Origin of the sequence: Microcoleus asticus IPMA8, assembly GCF_013179805.1 — a bacterium.
GTDB lineage: Bacteria > Cyanobacteriota > Cyanobacteriia > Cyanobacteriales > Microcoleaceae > Microcoleus > Microcoleus asticus.
The window spans coordinates 21,327-43,036 of the sequence record NZ_SRRZ01000062.1; the positions used below are offsets into that span (position 1 = coordinate 21,327).

22 protein-coding genes and 3 rRNA genes are annotated in these 21,710 nt (G+C 45.3%); 12 read left to right on the plus strand and 13 right to left on the minus strand.

What is annotated here, in order from left to right; genetic code table 11:
- Positions 1 to 238: 238 nt before the first annotated feature.
- On the plus strand, positions 239 to 1,267 hold the full coding sequence (locus E5S67_RS17305; protein ID WP_172189348.1) for a C39 family peptidase: 1,029 nt from the start codon (positions 239 to 241) through the stop codon (positions 1,265 to 1,267).
- Positions 1,268 to 1,490: 223 nt separating this feature from the next.
- Here the strand turns inward: E5S67_RS17305 and nadC are convergent, their stop codons facing one another.
- Positions 1,491 to 2,351, minus strand: coding sequence for a carboxylating nicotinate-nucleotide diphosphorylase (gene nadC / locus E5S67_RS17310; RefSeq protein ID WP_172189350.1), 861 nt, complete (start codon positions 2,349 to 2,351; stop codon positions 1,491 to 1,493).
- 77 nt (positions 2,352 to 2,428) lie between these two features.
- On the opposite strand from nadC, the gene E5S67_RS34050 reads away from it, so the two are divergent.
- Genes E5S67_RS34050 through E5S67_RS17320 form a run of 3 tightly spaced genes read left to right on the plus strand, consistent with a single transcriptional unit; the run spans position 2,429 to position 4,143 of the window.
- Positions 2,429 to 2,563 carry a hypothetical protein gene (locus E5S67_RS34050; RefSeq protein ID WP_281363549.1) on the plus strand — a complete coding sequence of 45 codons (135 nt, stop codon included), beginning with the start codon at positions 2,429 to 2,431 and terminating at the stop codon, positions 2,561 to 2,563.
- Between the two features lie 4 nt (positions 2,564 to 2,567).
- Complete coding sequence (vapB, locus tag E5S67_RS17315; protein ID WP_172189352.1) at positions 2,568 to 2,795, plus strand: type II toxin-antitoxin system VapB family antitoxin; 228 nt, start codon at positions 2,568 to 2,570, stop codon at positions 2,793 to 2,795.
- A gap of 58 nt (positions 2,796 to 2,853) precedes the next feature.
- On the plus strand, positions 2,854 to 4,143 hold the full coding sequence (locus tag E5S67_RS17320) for a hypothetical protein (protein WP_216670530.1): 1,290 nt from the start codon (positions 2,854 to 2,856) through the stop codon (positions 4,141 to 4,143).
- An 84-nt stretch (positions 4,144 to 4,227) separates the two neighbouring features.
- Here the strand turns inward: E5S67_RS17320 and rrf (E5S67_RS17325) are convergent.
- A 5S ribosomal RNA gene (gene rrf, locus E5S67_RS17325) occupies positions 4,228 to 4,344 on the minus strand.
- A gap of 57 nt (positions 4,345 to 4,401) precedes the next feature.
- On the opposite strand from rrf (E5S67_RS17325), the gene E5S67_RS17330 reads away from it, so the two are divergent.
- Positions 4,402 to 4,632 carry a hypothetical protein gene (locus E5S67_RS17330; protein WP_339382895.1) on the plus strand — a complete coding sequence of 77 codons (231 nt, stop codon included), beginning with the start codon at positions 4,402 to 4,404 and terminating at the stop codon, positions 4,630 to 4,632.
- Between the two features lie 10 nt (positions 4,633 to 4,642).
- On the opposite strand, the gene E5S67_RS17335 is transcribed toward E5S67_RS17330, so the two are convergent.
- From E5S67_RS17335 to E5S67_RS17355, 5 genes are all read right to left on the minus strand, one after another.
- A complete protein-coding gene (locus E5S67_RS17335; RefSeq protein ID WP_216670531.1) occupies positions 4,643 to 5,026 on the minus strand; it encodes a helix-turn-helix domain-containing protein in 384 nt (127 codons plus the stop codon).
- Positions 5,027 to 5,169: 143 nt separating this feature from the next.
- Positions 5,170 to 5,286, minus strand: a 5S ribosomal RNA gene (gene rrf / locus E5S67_RS17340).
- Positions 5,287 to 5,482: 196 nt separating this feature from the next.
- Positions 5,483 to 5,671 carry a hypothetical protein gene (locus E5S67_RS17345; RefSeq protein WP_216670535.1) on the minus strand — a complete coding sequence of 63 codons (189 nt, stop codon included), beginning with the start codon at positions 5,669 to 5,671 and terminating at the stop codon, positions 5,483 to 5,485.
- A 207-nt stretch (positions 5,672 to 5,878) separates the two neighbouring features.
- Positions 5,879 to 5,995 (minus strand): 5S ribosomal RNA (gene rrf / locus E5S67_RS17350).
- 196 nt (positions 5,996 to 6,191) lie between these two features.
- On the minus strand, positions 6,192 to 6,380 hold the full coding sequence (locus E5S67_RS17355) for a hypothetical protein (protein ID WP_216670536.1): 189 nt from the start codon (positions 6,378 to 6,380) through the stop codon (positions 6,192 to 6,194).
- Positions 6,381 to 7,215: 835 nt separating this feature from the next.
- Here E5S67_RS17355 and E5S67_RS17360 point away from each other — a divergent pair.
- On the plus strand, positions 7,216 to 8,436 hold the full coding sequence (locus E5S67_RS17360) for an FtsW/RodA/SpoVE family cell cycle protein (RefSeq protein ID WP_172189356.1): 1,221 nt from the start codon (positions 7,216 to 7,218) through the stop codon (positions 8,434 to 8,436).
- Between the two features lie 442 nt (positions 8,437 to 8,878).
- Positions 8,879 to 11,479: a CHAT domain-containing protein gene (locus E5S67_RS17370; protein ID WP_425487377.1), complete on the plus strand. Its 2,601-nt coding sequence runs from the start codon at positions 8,879 to 8,881 to the stop codon at positions 11,477 to 11,479.
- An 18-nt stretch (positions 11,480 to 11,497) separates the two neighbouring features.
- On the opposite strand, the gene E5S67_RS17375 is transcribed toward E5S67_RS17370, so the two are convergent.
- Positions 11,498 to 12,151 carry a Crp/Fnr family transcriptional regulator gene (locus tag E5S67_RS17375; protein ID WP_172189358.1) on the minus strand — a complete coding sequence of 218 codons (654 nt, stop codon included), beginning with the start codon at positions 12,149 to 12,151 and terminating at the stop codon, positions 11,498 to 11,500.
- A 397-nt stretch (positions 12,152 to 12,548) separates the two neighbouring features.
- Here E5S67_RS17375 and hslO point away from each other — a divergent pair, with 397 nt between their 5' ends.
- From hslO to E5S67_RS17390, 3 genes are all read left to right on the plus strand, one after another.
- Positions 12,549 to 13,448 (plus strand): Hsp33 family molecular chaperone HslO, encoded by a 900-nt coding sequence (gene hslO, locus E5S67_RS17380; RefSeq protein WP_172189360.1) that lies wholly within the window; start codon positions 12,549 to 12,551, stop codon positions 13,446 to 13,448.
- Positions 13,449 to 13,694: 246 nt separating this feature from the next.
- Entirely contained in the window at positions 13,695 to 15,758 is a 2,064-nt protein-coding gene (locus E5S67_RS17385) for a hypothetical protein (RefSeq protein WP_172189362.1), read from the plus strand.
- 59 nt (positions 15,759 to 15,817) lie between these two features.
- Positions 15,818 to 16,228 carry an ester cyclase gene (locus tag E5S67_RS17390; protein WP_172189364.1) on the plus strand — a complete coding sequence of 137 codons (411 nt, stop codon included), beginning with the start codon at positions 15,818 to 15,820 and terminating at the stop codon, positions 16,226 to 16,228.
- A 136-nt stretch (positions 16,229 to 16,364) separates the two neighbouring features.
- Here E5S67_RS17390 and E5S67_RS17395 read toward each other — a convergent pair whose 3' ends face one another.
- Together E5S67_RS17395 and E5S67_RS17400 are read right to left on the minus strand one after the other, a co-directional pair.
- Entirely contained in the window at positions 16,365 to 16,838 is a 474-nt protein-coding gene (locus E5S67_RS17395) for a TspO/MBR family protein (RefSeq protein ID WP_172189366.1), read from the minus strand.
- 467 nt (positions 16,839 to 17,305) lie between these two features.
- Positions 17,306 to 17,887: a hypothetical protein gene (locus E5S67_RS17400; protein WP_172189368.1), complete on the minus strand. Its 582-nt coding sequence runs from the start codon at positions 17,885 to 17,887 to the stop codon at positions 17,306 to 17,308.
- A gap of 364 nt (positions 17,888 to 18,251) precedes the next feature.
- Between E5S67_RS17400 and E5S67_RS17405 the strand changes: the two genes are divergently transcribed.
- On the plus strand, positions 18,252 to 18,566 hold the full coding sequence (locus E5S67_RS17405) for an FmdB family zinc ribbon protein (protein WP_172189370.1): 315 nt from the start codon (positions 18,252 to 18,254) through the stop codon (positions 18,564 to 18,566).
- A 163-nt stretch (positions 18,567 to 18,729) separates the two neighbouring features.
- Here the strand turns inward: E5S67_RS17405 and E5S67_RS17410 are convergent, their stop codons facing one another.
- Positions 18,730 to 19,614 carry a DUF1232 domain-containing protein gene (locus tag E5S67_RS17410; RefSeq protein ID WP_172189372.1) on the minus strand — a complete coding sequence of 295 codons (885 nt, stop codon included), beginning with the start codon at positions 19,612 to 19,614 and terminating at the stop codon, positions 18,730 to 18,732.
- 101 nt (positions 19,615 to 19,715) lie between these two features.
- Between E5S67_RS17410 and E5S67_RS17415 the strand changes: the two genes are divergently transcribed.
- Positions 19,716 to 20,540 (plus strand): NAD-dependent epimerase/dehydratase family protein, encoded by an 825-nt coding sequence (locus E5S67_RS17415; protein ID WP_172189374.1) that lies wholly within the window; start codon positions 19,716 to 19,718, stop codon positions 20,538 to 20,540.
- Positions 20,541 to 20,547: 7 nt separating this feature from the next.
- Here E5S67_RS17415 and E5S67_RS32520 read toward each other — a convergent pair whose 3' ends face one another.
- On the minus strand, positions 20,548 to 20,970 hold the full coding sequence (locus E5S67_RS32520) for a hypothetical protein (protein ID WP_216670532.1): 423 nt from the start codon (positions 20,968 to 20,970) through the stop codon (positions 20,548 to 20,550).
- Between the two features lie 15 nt (positions 20,971 to 20,985).
- On the minus strand, positions 20,986 to 21,618 hold the full coding sequence (locus tag E5S67_RS17425) for a Uma2 family endonuclease (RefSeq protein WP_172189378.1): 633 nt from the start codon (positions 21,616 to 21,618) through the stop codon (positions 20,986 to 20,988).
- Positions 21,619 to 21,710 lie beyond the last annotated feature (92 nt).

The window sequence follows — 21,710 nt, forward strand, 5'->3', positions numbered from 1 at the left end:
AATAGTGCCTGAAATTCGATCGGCTCTCGCCTTGAAGGTTTTGTATCAAATAATTAATATCAAGCCTTTAAGGTAGGGACGATCTGTAAAATCACCGTAATTTTATGAGAGGATCGACTGGGAATTATTGACAATCAAGCAATTGGGTCTGGGGCCACCGGATTTATCTGCGGTCGTAATTCTAAAATCGAAAATCTAAAATCGAAAATCTAAAATCGATTGACGCGGGCAGACAAGAATGAAATTACAAAACTTTCTAAACTCAAAAATTAGGTACGATGCCAAAGCAATCGCTGCTGACGACGAACTCAGCGGCCAAATTCAAAGTCGCCTTATTGACATGGGTTTACTCAAACCTCCCGTAGACTTCCAATTTGGTCCTCTCTCTACCGCCACCCTCCACCGATTTCAAACTCTGATGAAGTGCGGCGAACCGGGTTTTTTGGGAGCAGTCACAGCCAAAAAGCTGATCGAAACCAAACCAGGGGACATTCCTACACATCCCCTGCTTCTGAAAACGCTTAGAGACACGATTTTAAAATCAAAACCGCTGGCGTCTTCTCAACTTCAGGACTCGGAAAAACAATTCATACCAGCAGGAAAAGAGTTTGAGATCCTGGCTTTTGCTCCGGCTCGCGGTCACATCAGAGTTGCTCTCCGCAACGAGTCTTTCAAAGATTCAGGGATTTGGTATGTTTTCGGAGCACACGCTCAAATTACTCAAGACGAGGTTCTGTTTTATCCCAAACCGAATCCCCCAACTGTCAGGCTTGGCATTCCTTATCGATCGCAAATGGATAACTTGAACAATCCTACAGGTTCTTGCAATGTAACTTCATTAGCGATGTGTCTGGACTTTTTGAAGGTGCCACAGCGCCAAAAAACCGGGCAATATGAAGACGAACTCTATGAATATGCGATCGCCAAAGGTTACAGTCGCTGGGACCCCTACGATTTAGCGCAGATTGTTAAAGATTACGGCGCTCAAGATTTCTTTACCGAGAATGCAACTATTGATGACGTTCAAGATTGGCTAGCCAGCGGAAATCCCGCTGTCATCCACGGATACTTCACATCATTCGGTCACATTATAGTTGCCGCCGGCTACGACAGCGAGGGATTCTTCGTTCACGATCCTTATGGCGAGTGGTTCCGAAGTGGCTACGATACAAGTGTCAGCGGTGCTTACTTGCACTATCCCTATCGCTTAATCCGCAGCCTCTGTATACCTGACGGGAATTTTTGGGTTCATTTTATCTCGAAGTAATTGGAAATTGGAAATTGGGAATTGGGAACTGGGAATTGGAATTTGGCCTTGTTACTACTGACTAATGATACTAAATCCGGGTTCATTAACTTCTTTATCGCTAAGCGGTTGAAACCGCTACCAACGCGAGCACACAAACGAAGTCCGGGCAACGCGAGACTAAGAGATAAAGGGAGTATTTAACCCTGATTTGATATCACAACAGTCAACAGTCAACAGTCAACTAACTATTGATTTTCATACTCAAATCCAGCCAAGTCGAACGCGTAATCGGAGCACTGGTAGAAATATAGTCAACTCCGGTTTCGGCTACACTTCTAATTGTTTCTAAAGTAACATTGCCGGAAGCTTCTATTTTTACCCGATCGCTCTTTTCGCGAATTATTGCCACAGCCTGCCGCATCAAATCAAAGGACATATTATCTAACATGATAATATCCGCTTTGTGCTGCAAAGCCGTTTCTACTTCAGCCAGAGTTTCGGTTTCGACTTCGATTGTCAGCGGATAGGGGATAGAATTGCGAATTAGGGCGATCGCCTCTGCAATTCCCCCAGCCGCCGCAATGTGATTGTCTTTAATCATCACCGCGTCATCTAATCCCATCCGGTGATTGCAAGCACCGCCGATTTGAGTTGCGTATTTTTCCAACAATCTCAATCCCGGCGTCGTCTTGCGGGTATCCACTAATTGCACGGGCAAATCGGCAATTTTGTCAACATATTTCTGAGTTAAAGTAGCGATGCCGCTCAAACGCATGGCCAAGTTTAATGCTACTCTTTCTCCCGTTAGCAGCGCATCAAAATTGCCGGAAATCTCGGCAATTACTTCTCCTTTTTCGCACAGTTTTCCTTCGGGTACTTGGGGGATGAAACTGAGGCTGCTGTCTAAAAGTTTAAATGTGCGATCGGCAATTGGCAATCCGGCAATGACACCAGATTCTTTGACAATCCATTTAGCCGTACCCTGGATGCTGTTTGCGGGAAATAAGGCGGATGTTGTGCGATCGCCCCTACCGATATCTTCTAGTAGCCAGTTGTGCAAAAGGGAGTCTAAAACTATCCAAGGTGGCAATATTGCTGTCATGTTTTTGTTGGTTGTTATATCAAGATGATATCTACTAGGAAGAATAGTCGATCGGGCGATTTTAGGCAAGTTGCACAATGATGATGGTGTTAGTGCTCGTGTGGGGATCGGGATTTGGGTTGCGGGGCGATCGCACTAGAAAAGGGGGTATTCTGTTGCTGAGGTTGGGTGTTGGTGCTTTAATGGAGTTGATGGGTATCGATCGCGAGTAGAAACATGATACAGCCAGTCATTTTAGAAAAATTAGCAGAACTCCCTGAGTCTCTTCAGACAGAAGTCCTTCATTATATTGAGTTTTTGATAGAAAAGCAGGCTAAAAACTCAACTCAAGAAAAGCCTACAAAGAAGCGTCGAGTTGTCGGAACAATGAAAGGAATGTTTGTTCTACCGCTGCCCGATGACTTTGATGAGCCGCTTGAGGATATGAAGAAATATAGGTCATAAATAAAATTTTATTGGATACTGATGCTTTTCCTACGTTTGTATTAATAATTAACATCTTATGGATATAGATACCTCTCTGATTAAGGACATTCCCAGCATGGCTAAAGCTCTCAAAAATGCGAGAGATATGGCTGCATTTAAGCGCATCATGCCTTACTGCCGTCCTTTCCTAAAATTGTTGGGTGTTGATGAAAAAAAAATGGATGATGCCTTAGATAAGGTTGATGATCTTGTTCGTCAAATAGAAGAGATGTCCCAAATTCCAGATCGTTTCAATGACTTATTTGCTTTACGGGGCTGGATTATTTATGACTTACTCAACCTTGAGGTGGCTAAGGCAGCGATCGCAAAAGCGGACTCAGGTGATATAGATGGTGCAGAAACCGACTTAGTGAACTATTACAGCGCAGGAACAGTTAGGTGGAAGTTGCAAACCATGAAGGAGATTCATGCCTTCCGCCCACGAATACCCCTTGCCCAAAAAGCCTTAGTCGATTACGAGGAAGAACGCTATCATGCCTGTGTTCCAGTCGTGCTGGCATTGCTGGATGGTTTAGTAAATGAACTATACGAGAAACGGCGCGGCTTCTTTGCTGAAGGGGTTGATCTCACAGCATGGGATTCTATTTCGGCTCATAGTCTAGGCTTGCAAGTATTAAAAAATCTCTTTCAAACAAGTCGAAAAACGACTAGAATTGAGCCAATAGATATTCCATATCGTAACGGAATCATGCACGGTATGGATCTTGGTTACGATAACAAAATGGTCGCAGCAAAAACTTGGGCAGCTTTGTTTGCCACTCATGATTGGGCATTAAAGGTGGAAAAGGGACTGATTGAGCCTCCACCAGAGGAACCTCAGAAAACATGGAATGAAATTCAACAACAACAATGTGAAAATGAAGTAAGCAGAGAAAAGTTGGAGCAGTGGAGATCTAGAGATATTACAGTTGGTGTTGATGTTCCTGAAACTGGTTCCCCAGATCGATTCCTTGATGCAACTCCTGAGAAGCGGCTTGCTGAATATTTTAGATCCTGGGAACAGAAAAACTACGGCTATATGGCTAAGTATTTATCGGTTAAGCTGGGGCCACCCGTTAAAAAAGCGCCTACAAGTATTCGTAAAATCTTTGAATCTAAAACTTTACAGTCATTTAAGTTCATCTCAATAGTTGATAGTGCACCGGGTTTGTCAACCATTTCAACCGAGTTAGTATTTGAAGAATATGGAAAAGAGGTAAAGAAGTTCTTTGATTTTCGCTTGATCAATGAGAATTCAAAAGGAGAACCCGAAATGAGGGGCACACCAAACAGTGCATGGAAGATTATCAACTGGGAACTCTATTAATTGAGCTATCAATTGACTAATAACTCCCCAAAATACTAAAGCTCTTTTCCGTTGTTACGCGAAAAGAGCTTTAATTTATTATTAATCTGGCACTGAGCTATTTTACCGGGCAGTGACCCGCCGAGTATCTTCGCCATAGTAACGTTTAACAACCGAGTTCGGGATGGATCGGAGTGGTTCCATTACATCATAAGCACGATGTTGTTATGATTGTATTAAAATAAAAACGACTGCAATGGGCAATTATGATGAGTATTCGTGATATTACGATCGCCCTTATTGCAGCAACTTCCAGAATCATTCTTGCCAGAAGTCAACGACTTCCTCGACTTTGTGATGCACAAGCACCAAAATAGAATAGCTGAACCCAAACTCCCAGACGATATTGCTAAAGCTTGGGCAAAAAGGTTCGAGGAAGTCGATCGCTTAAAACTAATGACTAATCATCAGCCGGAGAGCGAATATCAGCAACTCATACTCAACAAGTAGCAGCTCGCGATTAGAAAAACAAACTAATATCCATGTGGAAAAAATCGGCTAACTTCCTGGCTTCATCTATTTCGATCACCCTTCCGCTAACAAAAACTTTATCAACCTCTGTTTCCGTTCCCAAAACAGGAATCAAATCGGATTTGTTCAAATTTCTCGCATCCATTAAATGTTGCAACATTGAAGCAGCATTTCCTGCGGGAATTGGATAATTTTCAGATTCAAATTTTTCAATCAGCGTTATCAAAAGCTCCAGAAATAGGTCTTCCTCCAGCGATCGCATAGGGCGGTGTTCCAGTTCGCAAGCGAGAGCGATCGCGGCCTCGTTTTCTGCTTTATTTGCGATCCGTTTTGGTTGATACCGAACAAGTAAATCTGTATAACGATTTTGCATCAAAAGTACGGATCATTTTTCCACTTATAAGTCTCAAGAATCCCCGTGCGTTCGCGCCCGGGAGTGTCAAAAATATCTGTAACTCACCAAAAAACTAAAGCTCTTTTCCGTCGTTGCGGGAAAAGAGCTTTAATTTATTATTAACCTGGCACTGAGCTATTTTACCGGGCAGTGACCCGCCGAGTATCTTCGCCATAGCAACGTTTAACAACCGAGTTCGGGATGGATCGGAGTGGTTCCATTACATCATAAGCACCAGGAAAGCTTTGAAAACTTTTAATCCTGTGTCTGCGTTAAGTTTGATGCGCTGCATCTGTTTCGCTCGACTTAATTACCTTATCAAGTTTTCCTTTGTTTGTCAACCCCAAAGTCAAAACTTTTTTTCGATCGCCCGAAACCACCCCCAATAGCCGAGTTTGACGTATTATTTGCCACTGGGACCGATCGACCTTTAACTCACAAGTCCAAAAAAGCCACATCGACACCCTGTTGTGTGCGAATCTTTCCGTCCTTCACCAACCACGCCACAACCTGCTTAAGTGTTAATTGTTCGATCGCCCTTTCGGCTTCTGCCGCAATTTGCCTCTCATGCCGCAAAGACGCAATTACCAAATTCGTAAAAAAGTTTTCCTTTCCTAGCATCAAGTTCGATGACCCAAAATTTGCTGCTGGCCCAGAATATTGAGATTTCTACAAAACTCGCAAGTTAGAACTCTCCAACAATTCTTGTGGAGAGTAGGGGTTAGGCATCCTGCAGGCCCAAGACTTGCTTTTGTGTGGATGAGTAATAATTCACCAAAAAACTAAAGCCCTTTTCCGTTGTTGCGGGAAAAGAGCTTTAATTTATTATTAACCTGGCACTGAGCTATTTTACCGGGCAGTGACCCGCCGAGTATCTTCGCCATAGCAACGTTTAACAACCGAGTTCGGGATGGATCGGAGTGGTTCCATTACATCATAAGCACCAGGAAAGCTTTGAAAACTTTTAATCCTGTGTCTGCGTTAAGTTTGATGCGCTGCATCTGTTTCGCTCGACTTAATTACCTTATCAAGTTTTCCTTTGTCTGTCAACCCCAAAGTCAAAAGTTTTTTTCGAGCGCCCGAAACCGCCCCCAATAGCCGAGTTTGACGTATTATTTGCCAGTGTTGCCGATCGACCTTTAACTTACAAATCCAAAAACGCGGCATCGACATCCTGTTCTGTGCCAATCTTCCCGTCCTTCACAAACCGCGCCACAACCTGCTTAAGTGTTAATTGTTCGATCGGGCTTTCGGCTTCTGCCGCAGTTTGCCTCAAAGGTCGCAAAGACGCAATTACCAAATTCGTAAAAAAGTTTTCCTTTCCTAGCATCAAGTTCGATCACCCAAAATCTGCTGCTGGTCCAGAATATTGAGATTTCTACAAAACTGTCACCTTATATTATGTCCGGTCGATCGACCGTGATATAATCCGCAGGAACACCACCCCCATCAAATAAAGAAACCCAAAACGAATTACGATCGCGCCTCATCTGAGTATATACGGCTGTTGTTAACTGGCGGTTTCAATGGTTGTGGTTATATGGTTTTGTACATCCGAGTACCGGAGAAACCAAAAGAGTGGATACTACCCTTTGTCAATAGCCAGCTTTTCGAGCGAGTTTGAGCAGATGAGATATCGACATTGGAAAGTAGGGCCGAAAAAAAGAGTTATTTTAGTAGTGGATGGAGATCGATGGTATTTGAATGAAAGCGTGAAAATCCCCTTGGGGATACATTTATATTATCTGCCTTCACATTCACCCGAACTGCAACCTGCAGAAAGACTGTGGCCTGCAGACAAATGAACCGATAGCTAAGCACTGTTTTAAAAACGCAAGATGAATTAGAAGCAGTTTTATTCCAGCGGTGTCGAAAAGTGTTAAATCTCAAACAGCTCGCTCAGTGGTTTGGCTCATTTCTGTTGGTGGCCGGAGGCAAAAGTTTAATCATGGTTAATCGACCGGACATGACATCAATTTATCTAACTGATCACCGCAACGCAGTTCTGCTGAGCAGTTACCTTTTTTGTTTGTTATGATTTTACCTAATAACTATAAGACTTATGCAATTTTAGTCATCAACCCGGTTTCTTCGTCAATTTCTCGTTGCTAACCCAATATTTTGCCTAGAAACCGGGTTGATGGCTGTAATTTTTAAACTCATGACTAATGGCTAATGACATTCGACGCTTCATTCCATTTTTTGACCCCAGCGCGTCTCAATGGGCCGCTGAGGCCCGCTGGCTGAGGTGGCTGACTTTTCTGTGGCTGTTTGTCGGGCTGACAGCATTGTTTTCGGCTTCCTATCCCATCGCCAATTATGAATTTGGAGACGGCCTTTATTATTTTAAACGACAGCTAATCGCAGTGGCGATCGGACTTGCAGGTTTTAACTTGATGGTGTACTCCCCCCTGCGCTACCTGCTAAAAACAGCTCAGTTAGGCGTCCTGTTGCTGTTGGGATTGCTCTGGTTGACCTTAGTTCCGGGAGTGGGAACCACTATCAACGGGGCGACTCGCTGGATATCTCTGGGCCCGGTTCCGATTATTCAACCTTCTGAGTTGATCAAGCCGTTTTTTGTTCTCCAAAGCGCCCGCATTTTCGGCAACTGGCCCCGGTTGACAAATAAAGTTCGCTTAACTTGGCTGTTAATTTTCGGTGCAATGCTGTTGGGAATCTTGTTGCAGCCGAATTTGAGCACCACGGCTTTGTGCGGGATGACTTTGTGGTTGGTGGCTTTAGCGGCTGGCTTACCTTACTTGCAGTTGGGCGCAACAGCTATCGGGGGAATGCTTTTGGCGGTTTTAAGTATTACTTTTAGGGAATACCAGCGCCGCCGGATTATGTCTTTCCTCAATCCTTGGGCCGATCCGATGCAAGACGGCTATCAGTTGATTCAAAGTCTGCTAGCTGTGGGATCGGGGGGCATTTGGGGTGTGGGTTTGGGGATGTCGCAGCAAAAGTTATTTTATTTGCCGATTCAGTACAGCGATTTTATTTTTGCTGTGTTTGCTGAGGAGTTTGGTTTGGTGGGAGGTTTCTCGCTGTTGCTGATGTTAGCGGCTTACTCTACTGTGGCTTTGAGGGTAGCGATGAAGGCTCGAAATATTGAGTCTCAGTTGGTGGCGATTGGGGTGATGGTGGTGATGGTGGGACAGTCGCTGCTGAATATTGGGGTGGCGACGGGGGTTTTGCCGACTACGGGTTTGCCGCTGCCGTTTTTTAGTTACGGGGGTTCTTCGATGTTGGCGAGTTTGTTGTTGTCGGGGTTGCTAATTCGGGTGGCTAGGGAGAGTTCTGAGGCTGATGTGGTTTCTTTAAACGGCCTCCGTGGAAAGTCTGGAAAGCCGAAGTTGCGATCGAACAACGGCACTGCACAAACCGAATAATTTGTCAATAGCAAACAAACCCGGTTTTTGGCAAAAATCGGGTTTGTTTATTACTTAAAAACTACTGGCAGAATACCAATTTATAGGAACCGGTATTGTAGGGAAGAATACTGATTTTGAGAAAAAAAGAAGTCGGCGATCTTAAGGCAATTCGAGATTTATACCGTCACAGATGAATGTCGATCGACTATTTCCGCCCGTCACCCTTATTTGGCGGTTCTTCTTGTTGTTCTTGAGGTTTAGCTGTGATGTTAGCTAATTCTTTTTTGTCGGGTTGCGGTGTTTCTGGAGTTGAGTTAGCCATTGAGTTTTTTCCTAAATAGATGCACCCCTTAATGATATCTTTTCCGGCTACAAATGTATTGCTGTAGATAGGGGGAGGAAAATCAAGACAGACAATTCGATTTGGGCTTTAATATTAGACAGCATTATGTAGATGCAAATGGCTGTCGCTTGCTATACTGCTGGAGGGTTGCAGCCAAACAAATCGGAGGCGGACGCAAAAACACCTTTGTTAAGAATTAAATGCCGAGATGGCGAGCTCGAACGATTAACCCTTGCTGCTGCAATTTTCCCAGCATTCGCGTTACTGTTACCAGAAAGAATTGGTTTAAAGCCCCAAGCCCGATCGGGAGAAATTAAAAGAAGACTATTTATTAGTCCAATCCTCTTCCTTCCAGTTAGAGGTCGCTATCTTGCGGTCAACAGTCAACAGTCAACAGAACCGCTTCGTGCAAATCGCATTAGCAATATCTTGATGTGTCAAGCGGATGCTCAAACCAAAGGCCTGTCAAAAGTTATGAAACTGCAAAAAATTGGATTGTCGGCACTGATCTCAATCTTAGCGGGGCTGACTGTAGGCGAGTTTCGGTTTATCCCTAATTCTCAATTTAAAATCATCAATTCTCAGGCCTTGGCTCAAACCCAAGCTCAGCAAGCCGAAGCAGACCGACTGTTAAAGGAAGGGATTCAGCAGTATGATATTAGTCAATTTCAAGCTGCATTGCAGTCTTGGCAACAGGCACTAATAATTTATCTAGAAATTAAAGACCGCCAAGGCGAAGGGTGGGCTCTGGGAAGTCTGGGAATTGCTTACGATTCCCTCGGCGACTACGCCAAAGCGATCGAGTACGCTCAGCATTCGTTGGCGATCGCCCGAGAAATTAAAGACCGCGAAAGCGAAGGGACAGCTCTGGGAAATCTGGGAAATGCTTACCGTAACCTCGGCGACTACGCCAAAGCCATCGAGTACGCTCAGCAGCAGTTGGCGATCGCCCGAGAAATTAAAGACCGCCAAAGCGAGGGGGCTGCTCTGGGAATTCTGGGAATTGCTTACTTTTCCCTCGGCGACTACGCCAAAGCTATCGAGTACCAACAGCAGTCGTTGGCGATCGCCCGAGAAATTAAAGACCGCGAAAGCGAGGGGAAAGCTCTCGGAAGTCTGGGAATTGCTTACCTTTCCCTCGGCGACTACGCCAAAGCGATCGACTACGCTCAGCAGTGGTTGGCGATCGCCCGAGAAATTAAAGACCGCCAAAGCGAGGAGACGGCTCTCAACAATCTAGGATTCGCTCTCTCCAAATCTGGCAATCTCCCAGCAGCAGAGAAAACCCTACTTGATAGTATTAAAGTTTCGGAATCTCTCCGTGCTGGATTAGGCGATGTCAATAAAGTGTCAATCTTTGAAACTCAAACTAACCCCTACCTCACTTTACAAGAAGTCTTCATTGCTCAGAAAAAAACTAATGACGCTTTAGAAATTGCCGAACGGGGTAGGGCCCGAGCTTTTGTGGAGTTATTGGCATCTCGCCAAGCCCCATCTGCATCTGTCCCAACTACTATCAACCCCCCCAATATCCAGCAAATTCAACAAATCGCTAAAGAGCAAAACGCTACCCTCGTCGAGTATTCCATTATTAGGAATGAAGCCCTCTATATTTGGGTCATCAAGCCGACTGGTGAAATTACCTTTCGCTGGGTTGACCTCAAATCTCTCGACATCAATCTACCCGAAGCCAGCGAAGAGACAAGAGTATCTGCAGCTACCGGGAGGAGAGGATTAAACGAGCAAGATACCGCCTTAGCTGAGATGATTCGCGGCACTCGCGATGCTCTCGGTGTATTGGGGGACACTGCCAATACACAAACAGCTAATTCCCCTGCTTCTACCACTGCTAATTCTCGGATAATCTACCCCAAATTACAGCAAAGTTATCAACTACTCATTCAACCCATTGCCGATATTTTACCTACTGACCCGAATGCTCCTGTCATCTTCATTCCCCATCAATCCCTGTTTTTAGTTCCCTTTGTCGCTTTACAAGATCCGACAGGTCAATATTTGATTGAAAAACATACCATCCTCACTGCTCCCGCCATTCAAATTTTGCAGTTCACCCGCCACTCACGGCAAAAAAACCGACAACTTTCTCTCCCAAATAACCTCGTCGTGGGCAATCCAATTATGCCCAAAATAGGCACCCCGCCGCGCCAATTAGATCCCTTACCGGGCAGCGAACGGGAAGCAATTACAATTGCCCAACTTCTGAATACTAAACCGATTACAGGCTCTCAAGCGACTAAAGCATCGATTACTCAACAGATGCTAAAAGCCCGGATTATTCATCTGGCAACTCACGGATTACTCAATGAAGTGAAGAGCCGAGATTTACCGGGAGCGATCGCCCTAGCTCCATCAGGAAATGATGACGGATTGCTGACTTCGAGCGAAATTTTGGATTTAAAATTAAATGCTGAATTAGTGGTATTAAGTGCTTGCAATACTGGCAGAGGAAAACTCACAGGTGATGGCGTGGTTGGGTTGTCTCGTGCTTTAATTAGTGCTGGAGTTCCTAGTATTCTGGTTTCACTGTGGTCAGTACCAGATGATTCGACAGCGGAATTAATGGCAGGATTCTATCGCCAGTTACAGCAAAACCCGAATAAAGCTCAAGCTTTGCGGCAAGCAATGCTGATTACAATGAAGATGCACCCAAATCCTCAAGATTGGGGGGCGTTTACGCTGATTGGCGAAGCAGAATAAGATTTTTTTCTGCGCTTGCTACACTGCTTGAGGGTTGCAGCCAAACAAATCAGACGATGTGGCAAAAACATCTTTGTTAAGTATTAAATGCCGATCGGCATCTCGACTGATTAACCCTTGCTGCTGCAATTTTCCCAGCATTCGAGTTACTGTTACTCGCGTCGTGCAAATCGCATTAGCAATATCTTGATGTGTCAAGCGGATAGTCAAGCGAGTGCCTTCAACTACAGGCTGACCGAAGTCCTGTTGCAATAATAGCAGTAGCTGATACAAACGGTCATCTACTCGCCGCTGTCCGGCGATCGCTAAAATTGCTTCCATTTGCCGCAGCCGCCGTACCATTTGAGGCAGCAACTCGTGAGACAATTGAGGAGAAGCTTCGATTTCCACCATAGAATACCACATCAAATAAACATCTGATGTCGCCGTAGCTCGGTAAGTCTGCAAGTTTGTCAACCACAAACCGAAGCACATCGAAGGCCCAACCCAACCCAAAAGTCCTTCTTCTCCAGTTGGATAAAGGGTACTCAGTTGTACTAAACCTTGACAAACTCGCCATATACCTTGCGACATCATAGGAATGGTTTCGCCCTTGGCATAAAAATGCAAGTTCCGAGTCGCTCCGCTGTCATGCTGGATTTCCGCTAAAAGTGCTTTGGATGTTGGTGGCATATCCCTTATTTCCAGCTAAAAAACATTGGTCTGAAACCTACATTGCTCACTCTAGCCGACAAAGGTAAAGGTTTGGTAATCGTCTGGTTAGCGGCAAGATAAGCTTTAATCATTAGTTGTTAGTTGTTATAAAATGATTGAGGAAAAGCTGACTTGTGTATAAAAAATTGCACTCGTTATTCGGGGCAGATTAAATAAATATTTAAATTAAAAAAGTCCGCAGAATATTAGTTAAGAAATAGTCAGTTGAACGAGGTTAAAGAGAAAACAGAGGCGAGTTCTGAAGTTCGATCGCACTTCCAGGCCCGCCGAGTCAACTGCTGCTATCTGCTGCCACAATTTTCAAGAACTTCTAAAATAGTTCAAGAAGGTATCAAAAGACAAAGCAAGGTTTTTCATGGCCGATCAATTAATTCGCGCTACAGCCGCAGAAGGCGGAATTCGCGCTGTAGGCGTCATTTCCACCCGCCTCACCGAAGAAGCAAGACGGAGGCACAAGCTCTCCTACGTGGCTACAGCCGCCCTCGGCCGCACGATGTCGGCGGGGCTGTTACTCGCCTCCAGCATGAAGCGACCCGAATCGAGAGTCAATATTCGCATCAAAGGAGATGGGCCGCTGGGCGGACTTCTGATTGATGCGGGACTGGATGGAACGGTTCGAGGTTATGTGGACAATCCCGGAGTGGAATTGCCGCCCAATGCTAAAGGCAAACTCGATGTCGGCGGGGCAATAGGTGACGGTTATTTGTACGTGGTGCGGGACGTTGGATACGGCTTCCCTTACTCAAGTACGGTAGAATTGGTTTCCGGCGAAATAGGCGACGATCTGACTCACTATTTGGCAACCTCGGAGCAGACGCCTTCGGCTCTGGTTTTGGGGGTGTTTGTGGGGGCGGACGGGGTACAAGCGTCTGGGGGTGTGCTGTTGCAGGTTCTGCCGAAGGCGGCAACGGACGAAAAACTGGTGCAAACTTTAGAATCTAGAGTTGCTGCACTGTCGGGCTTTACGCCGCTGCTGCGATCGGGCAAAACGCTGCACGAGATTCTTGAAGAGTTATTGGGAGATATGGGCCTGGAAATTTTCCCGGAAACTCAAATGGTGCGCTTTCACTGTGGCTGTTCGTTCGATCGAGTTTTGGGAGCTTTGAAAATGTTGGGCGAAGCGGAACTGCAAGACATGATTGAAAAAGATGGTGGGGCTGAGGCTACGTGCCATTTCTGCAACGAGGTTTACCAAGCTAGCAGCGATCAGCTTGCGGAACTGATTGGCGATTTGCGATCGAACTCCGGTTCTTGAGATAATAATTGGTAATTGGCAATCATGAGTGCGAGTTAGGGATAAAGGCCTTGACCAATTGCCAATTACCCCTTATCAATTACCTAATCACAAAATTTTGATTTTTGCGGTTTGGCGATCGCCTCTTGTAGTCTTTCGCCTGCACGAGTATTGAAAAGTGATGAATACATTCTATAGAGCAGTCAATAGCAGCGATCGCTGTTTTGAAATAATTAAGACAGGCTGGTTGTTGTTTGTGGTGAGGATATGAGTCAAGAGCGCAAAACACCAGGCCGTTGGTCTGCATCAGAATCCTTGGAATCAACAAAGGATTCTTCGTCGCTGGTGCGGGTACCAGCAAGGAAAAACCGGGCTGAACGACTTAAAGAGCTCCGAGAGTTGGTTACTTCGGGAAAACTGCCGGGAGGGCATTTGGAACTACCGCCGAATTTGTCTGGGGAAAACTCGCAGCCGCTGGGGGAACCCAATCAGTTGTGGCGGAGGTGGTCGAATAAGTGGCAGTTTTGGCTGGCTGTGAGTTCGATCGTGTCGGTGGGTATGGGATTTGTGGCACTTGCGTCTTTGCTCAACCTGACCTCGCAGTCGAATTGCTCAAAGATTTTTTGGCCGACGGCTTCTGCTAACGATCGCTTTTTTTGCGCTCAAGAAGCAGCAAGCAAGCGGACGGCGGATGATTTGCTGTTAGCGATCGAATTAGTGAATGCTTTGCCACAAGACCATCCGCTGCGGCCGAGAATTAACGGTCAAATCGATCGGTGGTCAGAGGATATTGTCAGGCTGGGAAATGTTAGTTTCCAAGAAGGAAAGCTGGAGGAGGCGATTGCGATCGCTCGCAAGGTTCCTAAAGACGTTCCCGCTTACCCGACGGTGGAAAAGCAGATTGAAAAGTGGCAGTCGATATGGAGCGATGCAGAGAAAATTTACGGCACAGCCCAAGACCACTTGCGTAAGGAAGAGTGGGCGCCGGCTTTCCGCCAAGCTACTTTGCTTTTGGATTTGGGAAATACTTTCTGGGAATCAGCTAAGTACGAGGAATTGACTCAGCTAATTCAGACGACTCGGGCTGAGGGCAATAAGCTGGTAAAAGCCCGGAATACAGCCTCGGAGGGAGGTCTCGACAATCTGGTGACGGCGATTAAGCTGGCTGAGGGAATTGGTCAAAACAGTTATTTGTATCAAGCTGCCAATAAGGCGATCGCGGAATTTAGCAAGAAAATTATGGAGATCGCCCAAAAACGCTTGCAGGCAGGCGATTGGCAGCAGGCGACCGCGATCGCTAGCAAGATTCCCGACGCTGCAAATTTAAGGGGACAAGTTGAGGATTTTAACCAGTTGGCGAATGCTACTGCTCAGGCTTCGACTGGCTCTGTTGAGGGTTTCTCAAAGGCGATCGAGATTGCTCAAAATTTGAATTCCGGCCGCCCTTTGTACAAACAAGCTCAAGATTTAGTCGGTCGCTGGCAGCAAGAAATGGCGGATGTGAAAGTTTTGGATTTGGCAAGCAGGCTGGCGGCGCCGGGAGGGGTCAAGGATTTGAGGGCTGCGATCGCGCAATTGCAAACAGTCCCGCAATCAAATCCCCGCTCTGAGGAAGCTCGCAGTCAAATTAGCAGCTTGAGCCGTCAAATCGAGCTGCTGGAAGACAGTCCGTATTTGCAAAGGGCGAACGATTTGGCGAGTACGGGCGATCCGAATGCTCTGGAAGCGGCCGTTGCTCAAGCTTCTCGGATCGCTAGAGGTAGGGCGCTTTACGTGGAAGCTCAAACCAAAATTCAAGCTTGGATCGAGAGGAGACAGCGACTTGTTGACCAGCCGTTTTTGGATAGAGCTCAGCAGCTAGCTGCGGGCGGCAATTTGGCGGGGGCAATTGAGATGGCCCGCCGGATTCGATCGGGACGGGTGCTTTATGAGGAAGCTCGATCGAACATTCGGACTTGGGAGGCTCAATTTCAGGGCGAGCAAGGTTTGCAGAACGCCCGTCAGGCCGCCCGATCGGGGACTGCGGAGGCTCTGCAAACGGCTATTGCGCTGGCCCTTGAGGTGCCCGAGTCGAGTTCGCTCCGGTGGCAGGCGAGTGAGGCGATTGATGAGTGGAGTCAGCGGATTTTGGCGCTTGGTGTGGAACAGTCGTCGTCGGATCTGGCTGGGGCGATCGCGACTTTGAAGAAAATTCCCTCGGGGACTCGGGCTTTTGAGCAAGCTCGATCGCAAATCGAAGTTTGGGAGGAGTCGCTGAATCCTCCTGATGCTGAATCTCCCCCTCCCGAACCCCCGGAAACCGAGCCTCCGAGCAGCCCTGCGAGTCGGTAAATTTGAGGGTGAGAAGCTGCTAACTAATATCTTTAGTGATCTGTATTAGGGAACCAAAAATGAAAACGCCCAAGCAAGTGATCCAAGACTGGGTTTCTGCTTATAACGCTCGTGACCCTCACGCCCTGATCGAGCTTTATCACGACGATGCAGAGAACCATCAAGTTGCTTTTGGCGCTCCTCTAAATGGGCGTGAGGCATTGCTTGAGAGTTTTGTTAGCTTCTTCCAAGCCTTTCCAGACAATTACACGCACGTTGAGAATTTGTTTGAGGATGGCGAGTGGGCGATCGTCGAGTGGAGTGGTGGCGGCACCTTTCTAGGTGAGTTTGGTGGCAACCTACCAACTGGCAAAAGTTTTACGCTGCAAGGCTGTGGCTTCTTTCATGTTGTTGGTGGCAAAATACATTTTCAACGCGGTTACATAGACAAGCACACTTGGTTCATGCAGCTTGGGCTACCGATATCATAAGCTTCCAGTTGTGCAACTGTACAATTATTCCCATCAAGTCTTTGCTGGCTAAAACCTGCGTTGCAGCTAGATAGTACCGAAAAACGGTGCTTTTTCCCGATGCTTGCAATCCCATTAAAATGACTAATTCCAGAGCCTAAACATCCGCCGGATTTAGGTGCATCATTGCCCAAGTGGTGTAAGTGCCGATCGGACTCCAAAGTATGTAAGGCAGCAATAACAGGGCTGCGGGTTCCGAAACTTGCAACACAATTAAAGCTAGTATTACGCTTAAAATAGCGCCCGTTCCGCCGATTATTGTGCCGACTTTTAGGCTACGCAATTTGCACATAACGGGCGTGTAAGAAATAGTCACTATTTCTAAAAGCAGGTACAAACCCATTCTCAGCCAAGTCTCCTGAGTTCCGGGTTCTTTTTCCCAAACAATTACTGCTGACCAAGCGGCACAAATAAAAATTACTGTCCAAATTAGGGGAATTGCTTTTTCAAATACTAGCCATCTCGGACGCTGCAAGCGGTTGAACCATTGGATGTCGCTGGGCGCGATTATGTTAGCGGCTAAAGCTACTACAAAGGCGACGCCTCCGATTACCATCCAGGATTTAATCATTTCTTTACCTTGGGCGAGGTTGACAGGTTCAATTCAGCAGATATTATCTCTAATTTGGGCGATCGCGCAATCTGTCCCTAGTTATATTAGGTTGGGATCAGTCGCGAAACCCAACATCAGTTGAAAAGTAATTTAGACTTCTGGGAAAAGTTAATTTATTCTCTTCAGTTCCCCTTCATAATATAAAAAATGTGACCGAAAGCATCCAGGATACAAGCCCCCGGATTCATTCCTTCGCAGACTCAGGACGGAGAAATAAAAAACCTGTATCCGATGAAACTTGCCCCCCCAATTTATCTGTGGGGTCAATGCTTCAATTCTTTAATCTAAAATCTAAAATCTAAAATCTAAAATCGATTGACTCTTGCTCCCTCCCCTTGACAAGGGGAGGGTTCGGGCAGGCTTTTCAGTAATTTTGACCAGTAATTTTGACAAAAAGTTTCTTAGTCTTTCAAAACAATCGGCTACTAACCGAGCCGATGATGCTGTTCTAATTCTAAACTAGAGTCATCCTCTTTTTTGGGAACCAAAAGCGTATTTTCGCTGCTAGGTTGCAACACGGCTTTAATCACTTGGAGAAAACGGTTAGGCTTTTTAGTTTGACCGTTGAGAGTGCGGCGGTCTTGTACTTTTTTAGAAAGGTGCCGCATCACAGATAAATCGAGTTCATCTATGAAATGGTCTGCTATACGTTCTCCCATTAAATCAATAGCTTCAGCATACTGCTCGGTCAGGGTTTCTATCGCATCGTATGCTTCGTCAGCAACTTGACTTGCTACTGTTTTATTTTGGTCGCCTGATGTCTTGGAATTGGTGCGGCGCCGGTCTAAAAGACTTTGGTAGTCAGCAATGCTCATTCCCAAATTGTAAATATGGTGGTGAGCGTGATCCATCAAATCTACTTCGCTGGGATAGAAGAAACCGCGAGTGCTGTTGATGCCGTGCAGTTTGGCCCAACGCCGCAGATTTGTCTCATCTTGCAGTTGGTATCGCTCCAACATTTGAGCTGTGTTCAGCTCTACTTCTGGCGTAACTTTGAAATCGCTCATCGGTAAATCCTCGCTGGTGAGTAAATAAATAAAATTGAAACTTAGAATCTGTGATTTGCGTACAGTCTGAAAATGACGATCGATCCTTTGACGGCATTCACGGAAGTCTTGCGGGCATTTGCTAGCCGTCGATCGTGCGATCGTTAGATGGAGTCAGAGGATTTCAGGGTACTTTTGGGCTTTGTCTCGATCGCATCCGGGAGCAAGCACACAGGGTTAATAATATAGCTGATTTAAGGTTTTAACAACCGTTAAAAATAGTAAAGTTTGATTTTTTAGCTGGAATTTTTAGTAATGTTGAGCTATAATATTCTCAATTACCGTGCAATTAGTAATTTTAGTAGTTGCAAACGAGATTCTTAGTATGCCTGTATACGATTATTTTTGTCCCAAAAACAACCAGAAGTTAGAAGTTTCGCACAGCATGAACCTGGAAGTTTCGACTTGGGGTCAACTGTGCGAGTTGGCTAAGTGCGAACCCGGGGAGACTCCCGCAGATGCTCCGGTACGCCGGCTGCTGAGCGCTCCGAGGTTGATGAAGCCGACATCCGACACCGATTATAAAAATTCGGGTTTCAGCAAGTACGTGAAGCGGGATGAAGGGGTTTATGAAAATGTCACGGCTAAGGACGGTGAAAGCCGTATTGTCAATCGAGATGGCAAGCCCATTAAAGACTGAAAATCCACAATAATCAAGTTTTCAGTTGGGTGAATTACAGATATTGGGTAGGGACACGGCACTGCCGTGTCGTGCCTTTTTTCCGATTTAAAAGTGCTATATTATTCAGATCGTATTATGCCGATCCAGAGAAAAACAATACCAGCAACGGGACATAATATTATTAGCCAAACCAATCTTTCATTTTGTGTTGGGCTTGTTCTTTAGTATCAGCATTAATGTAGACTGAAACAGTAGCTATTGCTGCCAGCAAAACTCCCAAATCGTCGGTAAATCCGATGCCGACTAATAAATCTGGAATCGCATCGACAGGAGATATAAAATAAGTCAGAGCTCCAACTACAACTCCTTTTGCCCAAGCAGGCACGTTTGGGTTCTGAGCCGTATAGTAGAGAATCAAAGCTTTTTCAACTACTTCTCTTCCTGCGGTTAAAGCAAAATTTTTAAGTTTAACCCAAAAACTTTCATCGGAGTATTTCATATTAGAATCACTGAGGTTGGTCGTGGTTCTTTTTGGGTCTATTAAATCGAGAGGGATGCCCTTATTTTTGAGCTGGGAAACAGCAGAATTGAAAGATGCTGATGCCTGATTTTTATTAGGCGCGCCCTCCCGTATTTGTTTCATGTCTGCGATGAATTCCTGCATGGCTTGGATTTGCAAGTCGGAAACCGCCAGCAGTTTTTTTGCGGATTGGATCGCCTCGCTTTCTCCGGGATGCAGCGTCTTATTTGCCCCAGCAATGTTGATTAAAAAATACATGACTCCCAAACGCAGCGGTTCTTCTGAGTGGCTGAGTGTTTGCAAACAGTCGCTGAGTGAAGGGGGAGTGGCTGTGTAGGATTGGATTTGAGTCTTTGCCGAGTCAGAAAACTTGTCTAAATTTATGGTTTTAAACAACAAATCTAGTTCGTCAATATCAACGGAACCATCGGCGGCTGCGATCGCAAACAAAGAACCATAAAAAGCTAAAAGTTCGCTTTCTGAGGATGTGGCAAAAATATCTCTCTCGGACATGATGCTACCCCGATTGATAACGACGCTTTGCATTTTACCACAAAACTCAGATCGAAATGATTTCGGCACTCGCATTCAAGGGCTGCAAAAACCGGCAATAATTTTAGAGAGGATGACACAATGGAGAATTTTTTATGAAAGTTGCGATCGTCGGCTGCGGCTATGTGGGTACTGCGACAGCCAAACATTTACGCGGCAAATCTGATTGTACTGTGACGGCGACAACTACGACGGCGACGCGAGTAGTTGAATTGGAGGGTGTCGCGCAGCGGGTAGCCGTGATCAAAGGAAATGACAAAGAGGCAATGACGGCTGTATTGCAAGAACAAGATGCTGTTATGCTGTGCGTAGGTGCTCCAAATTCTCAGGCTTATCGGGAGAGTTATTTAGAGACTGCGACAACTTTAGTATCGGTTTTACAGCAGATACCGACAGTAAAACAGGTTATTTATACGGGTACTTATTCTGTGTATGGCGATCGCCAAGGTGAATTGGTAAATGAAGATTCACCCGTTGCGCCGGCTAATCCAAACAGTGAAATTCTAGCAGAAACGGAACGGATTTTATTAGCAGCATCTAGTCCCAATCTTCACGTCTGCATTCTCCGTTTGGGAGGAATTTATGGGCCGGGGCGAGAATTAGTTAAAATCTTTGGACGTTCGGCTGGGAACACTCGTCCTGGTAGGGGAGAAGATGCTACTAATTGGGTGCATCGTGATGATGTTGTTGGGGGGTTAACATTTGCTTTGGAAAATCGATTGCAGGGAATTTATAATTTAGTTGGCGATGTATCGCTATCTAGTGGTGAATTGCTCGATCGCATTTTTGAAGCTCACAATTTGCCTAAAGTTTCTTGGGATGGAAGTCCTAGCGTGCGGCCTTATAATGCGAGGGTGTCGAATCTAAAGATTAAGGCGGCTGGTTATCAGTTTGTTCATCCTGAAATTACGGAGTTTTAAATACAAATCATTTTGTATTTGCTATCATCGTTTTTGCCACAGATGTCAACTGATTGGGAGTTAAATCATCCCCTGGATTGGCAACTGGGCCCCAGTTTGTATAGCGAGTGGATCTGCCTGCACCTATTGCCACAAAGGCTCGAATAGATTGCAAGTTACCGCGAGCCATTTCAAAATAAGTGTAGGTGGCTCCCCAGCACAGAAATTGATTGGTAATTCCTCCGATTCTTCCATTGCCTAAATCCATGGTTTTTACCAAAAAAACAGAGACATTCGTTTGACAATCTTTGTTATAATAAGAATAAGCTACCGGAGCCTTCTCATTGTATTTATAGTTAGTCGCAAATATTGCTAGCTCTGAGGGAGTCATAGCAAAACAAGGAATTGCAGTGGAGAGAAAAACAATTGTAGTAGTTAGTAATTTTTTCATGATGTGAAACCATTTTTATATTTTCTCCTTAACCCAAGTTCTAAAGGATTTTAGCAAAGCCATTTCCCCCATCGTTTGAGTGCGAGTGAAAAACCCAGCCATTTCCGCTGCTGATACAAAGGGAAAAGCAATACTAAAGTCGCGCTCAATATATTCAGTTTCTACCAACTGATAAAATTTCAAAACTCGCCCGTTATATAGCCAGAGTTCCGGGACGTGAAGTGCGGAGTAAATGGCAAACTTATCAACTGAACTGCTGGTAATATCTATTTCAATTGCTAAGTCTGGCGGTGGGGCAGTTTCTAAATCTAGTTCTTGCCTGCCTCTAACTGCTGCTTCATTTTGGATATAATAACAGTTATCTGGTTCTATGCCTTTTTTGGCATTTTTGAGTTTGAGAGTAGTTGAACCCGCACTTTTAATTTCAATGTCTAGTTGTTCTGCTAAAATGAAAATGAAACGATGAAAGTGAAGTTTATAAATTTCATGAAGGTATGAAGGAGTCATGATTTCTAGCATACCCTCATCGTAAGCTATGCGATAACCTCGCTTATCGCCTATTTCTTTGAGCAAGCTTTCAAAGGTTTGCCAGCTAATGTTTTCTAGCAGTCTTCTCTGTTCGGCTAGACTTGAAGTAGTAGCAATCATCCTTAGTGGTGCAGAAAACTATTTTTGTTAAGAAGAAAATGACATAACTTTAGAAAATTCAATCCGCCGCTCTAACTTCGCTAGTTTTTTGA

Coding starts and splice junctions, on each gene's coding strand:
- E5S67_RS17305 (WP_172189348.1), top strand. CDS start 239: ATGAAATTACAAAACTTTCTAAACTCAAAAATTAGGTACGATGCCAAA.
- nadC (WP_172189350.1), bottom strand. CDS start 2,351: ATGACAGCAATATTGCCACCTTGGATAGTTTTAGACTCCCTTTTGCAC.
- E5S67_RS34050 (WP_281363549.1), top strand. CDS start 2,429: ATGATGATGGTGTTAGTGCTCGTGTGGGGATCGGGATTTGGGTTGCGG.
- vapB (WP_172189352.1), top strand. CDS start 2,568: ATGATACAGCCAGTCATTTTAGAAAAATTAGCAGAACTCCCTGAGTCT.
- E5S67_RS17320 (WP_216670530.1), top strand. CDS start 2,854: ATGGATATAGATACCTCTCTGATTAAGGACATTCCCAGCATGGCTAAA.
- E5S67_RS17335 (WP_216670531.1), bottom strand. CDS start 5,026: ATGCAAAATCGTTATACAGATTTACTTGTTCGGTATCAACCAAAACGG.
- E5S67_RS17360 (WP_172189356.1), top strand. CDS start 7,216: ATGGCTAATGACATTCGACGCTTCATTCCATTTTTTGACCCCAGCGCG.
- E5S67_RS17370 (WP_425487377.1), top strand. CDS start 8,879: ATGGCTGTCGCTTGCTATACTGCTGGAGGGTTGCAGCCAAACAAATCG.
- E5S67_RS17375 (WP_172189358.1), bottom strand. CDS start 12,151: ATGCCACCAACATCCAAAGCACTTTTAGCGGAAATCCAGCATGACAGC.
- hslO (WP_172189360.1), top strand. CDS start 12,549: ATGGCCGATCAATTAATTCGCGCTACAGCCGCAGAAGGCGGAATTCGC.
- E5S67_RS17385 (WP_172189362.1), top strand. CDS start 13,695: ATGAGTCAAGAGCGCAAAACACCAGGCCGTTGGTCTGCATCAGAATCC.
- E5S67_RS17390 (WP_172189364.1), top strand. CDS start 15,818: ATGAAAACGCCCAAGCAAGTGATCCAAGACTGGGTTTCTGCTTATAAC.
- E5S67_RS17395 (WP_172189366.1), bottom strand. CDS start 16,838: ATGATTAAATCCTGGATGGTAATCGGAGGCGTCGCCTTTGTAGTAGCT.
- E5S67_RS17400 (WP_172189368.1), bottom strand. CDS start 17,887: ATGAGCGATTTCAAAGTTACGCCAGAAGTAGAGCTGAACACAGCTCAA.
- E5S67_RS17405 (WP_172189370.1), top strand. CDS start 18,252: ATGCCTGTATACGATTATTTTTGTCCCAAAAACAACCAGAAGTTAGAA.
- E5S67_RS17410 (WP_172189372.1), bottom strand. CDS start 19,614: ATGCAAAGCGTCGTTATCAATCGGGGTAGCATCATGTCCGAGAGAGAT.
- E5S67_RS17415 (WP_172189374.1), top strand. CDS start 19,716: ATGAAAGTTGCGATCGTCGGCTGCGGCTATGTGGGTACTGCGACAGCC.
- E5S67_RS32520 (WP_216670532.1), bottom strand. CDS start 20,970: ATGAAAAAATTACTAACTACTACAATTGTTTTTCTCTCCACTGCAATT.
- E5S67_RS17425 (WP_172189378.1), bottom strand. CDS start 21,618: ATGATTGCTACTACTTCAAGTCTAGCCGAACAGAGAAGACTGCTAGAA.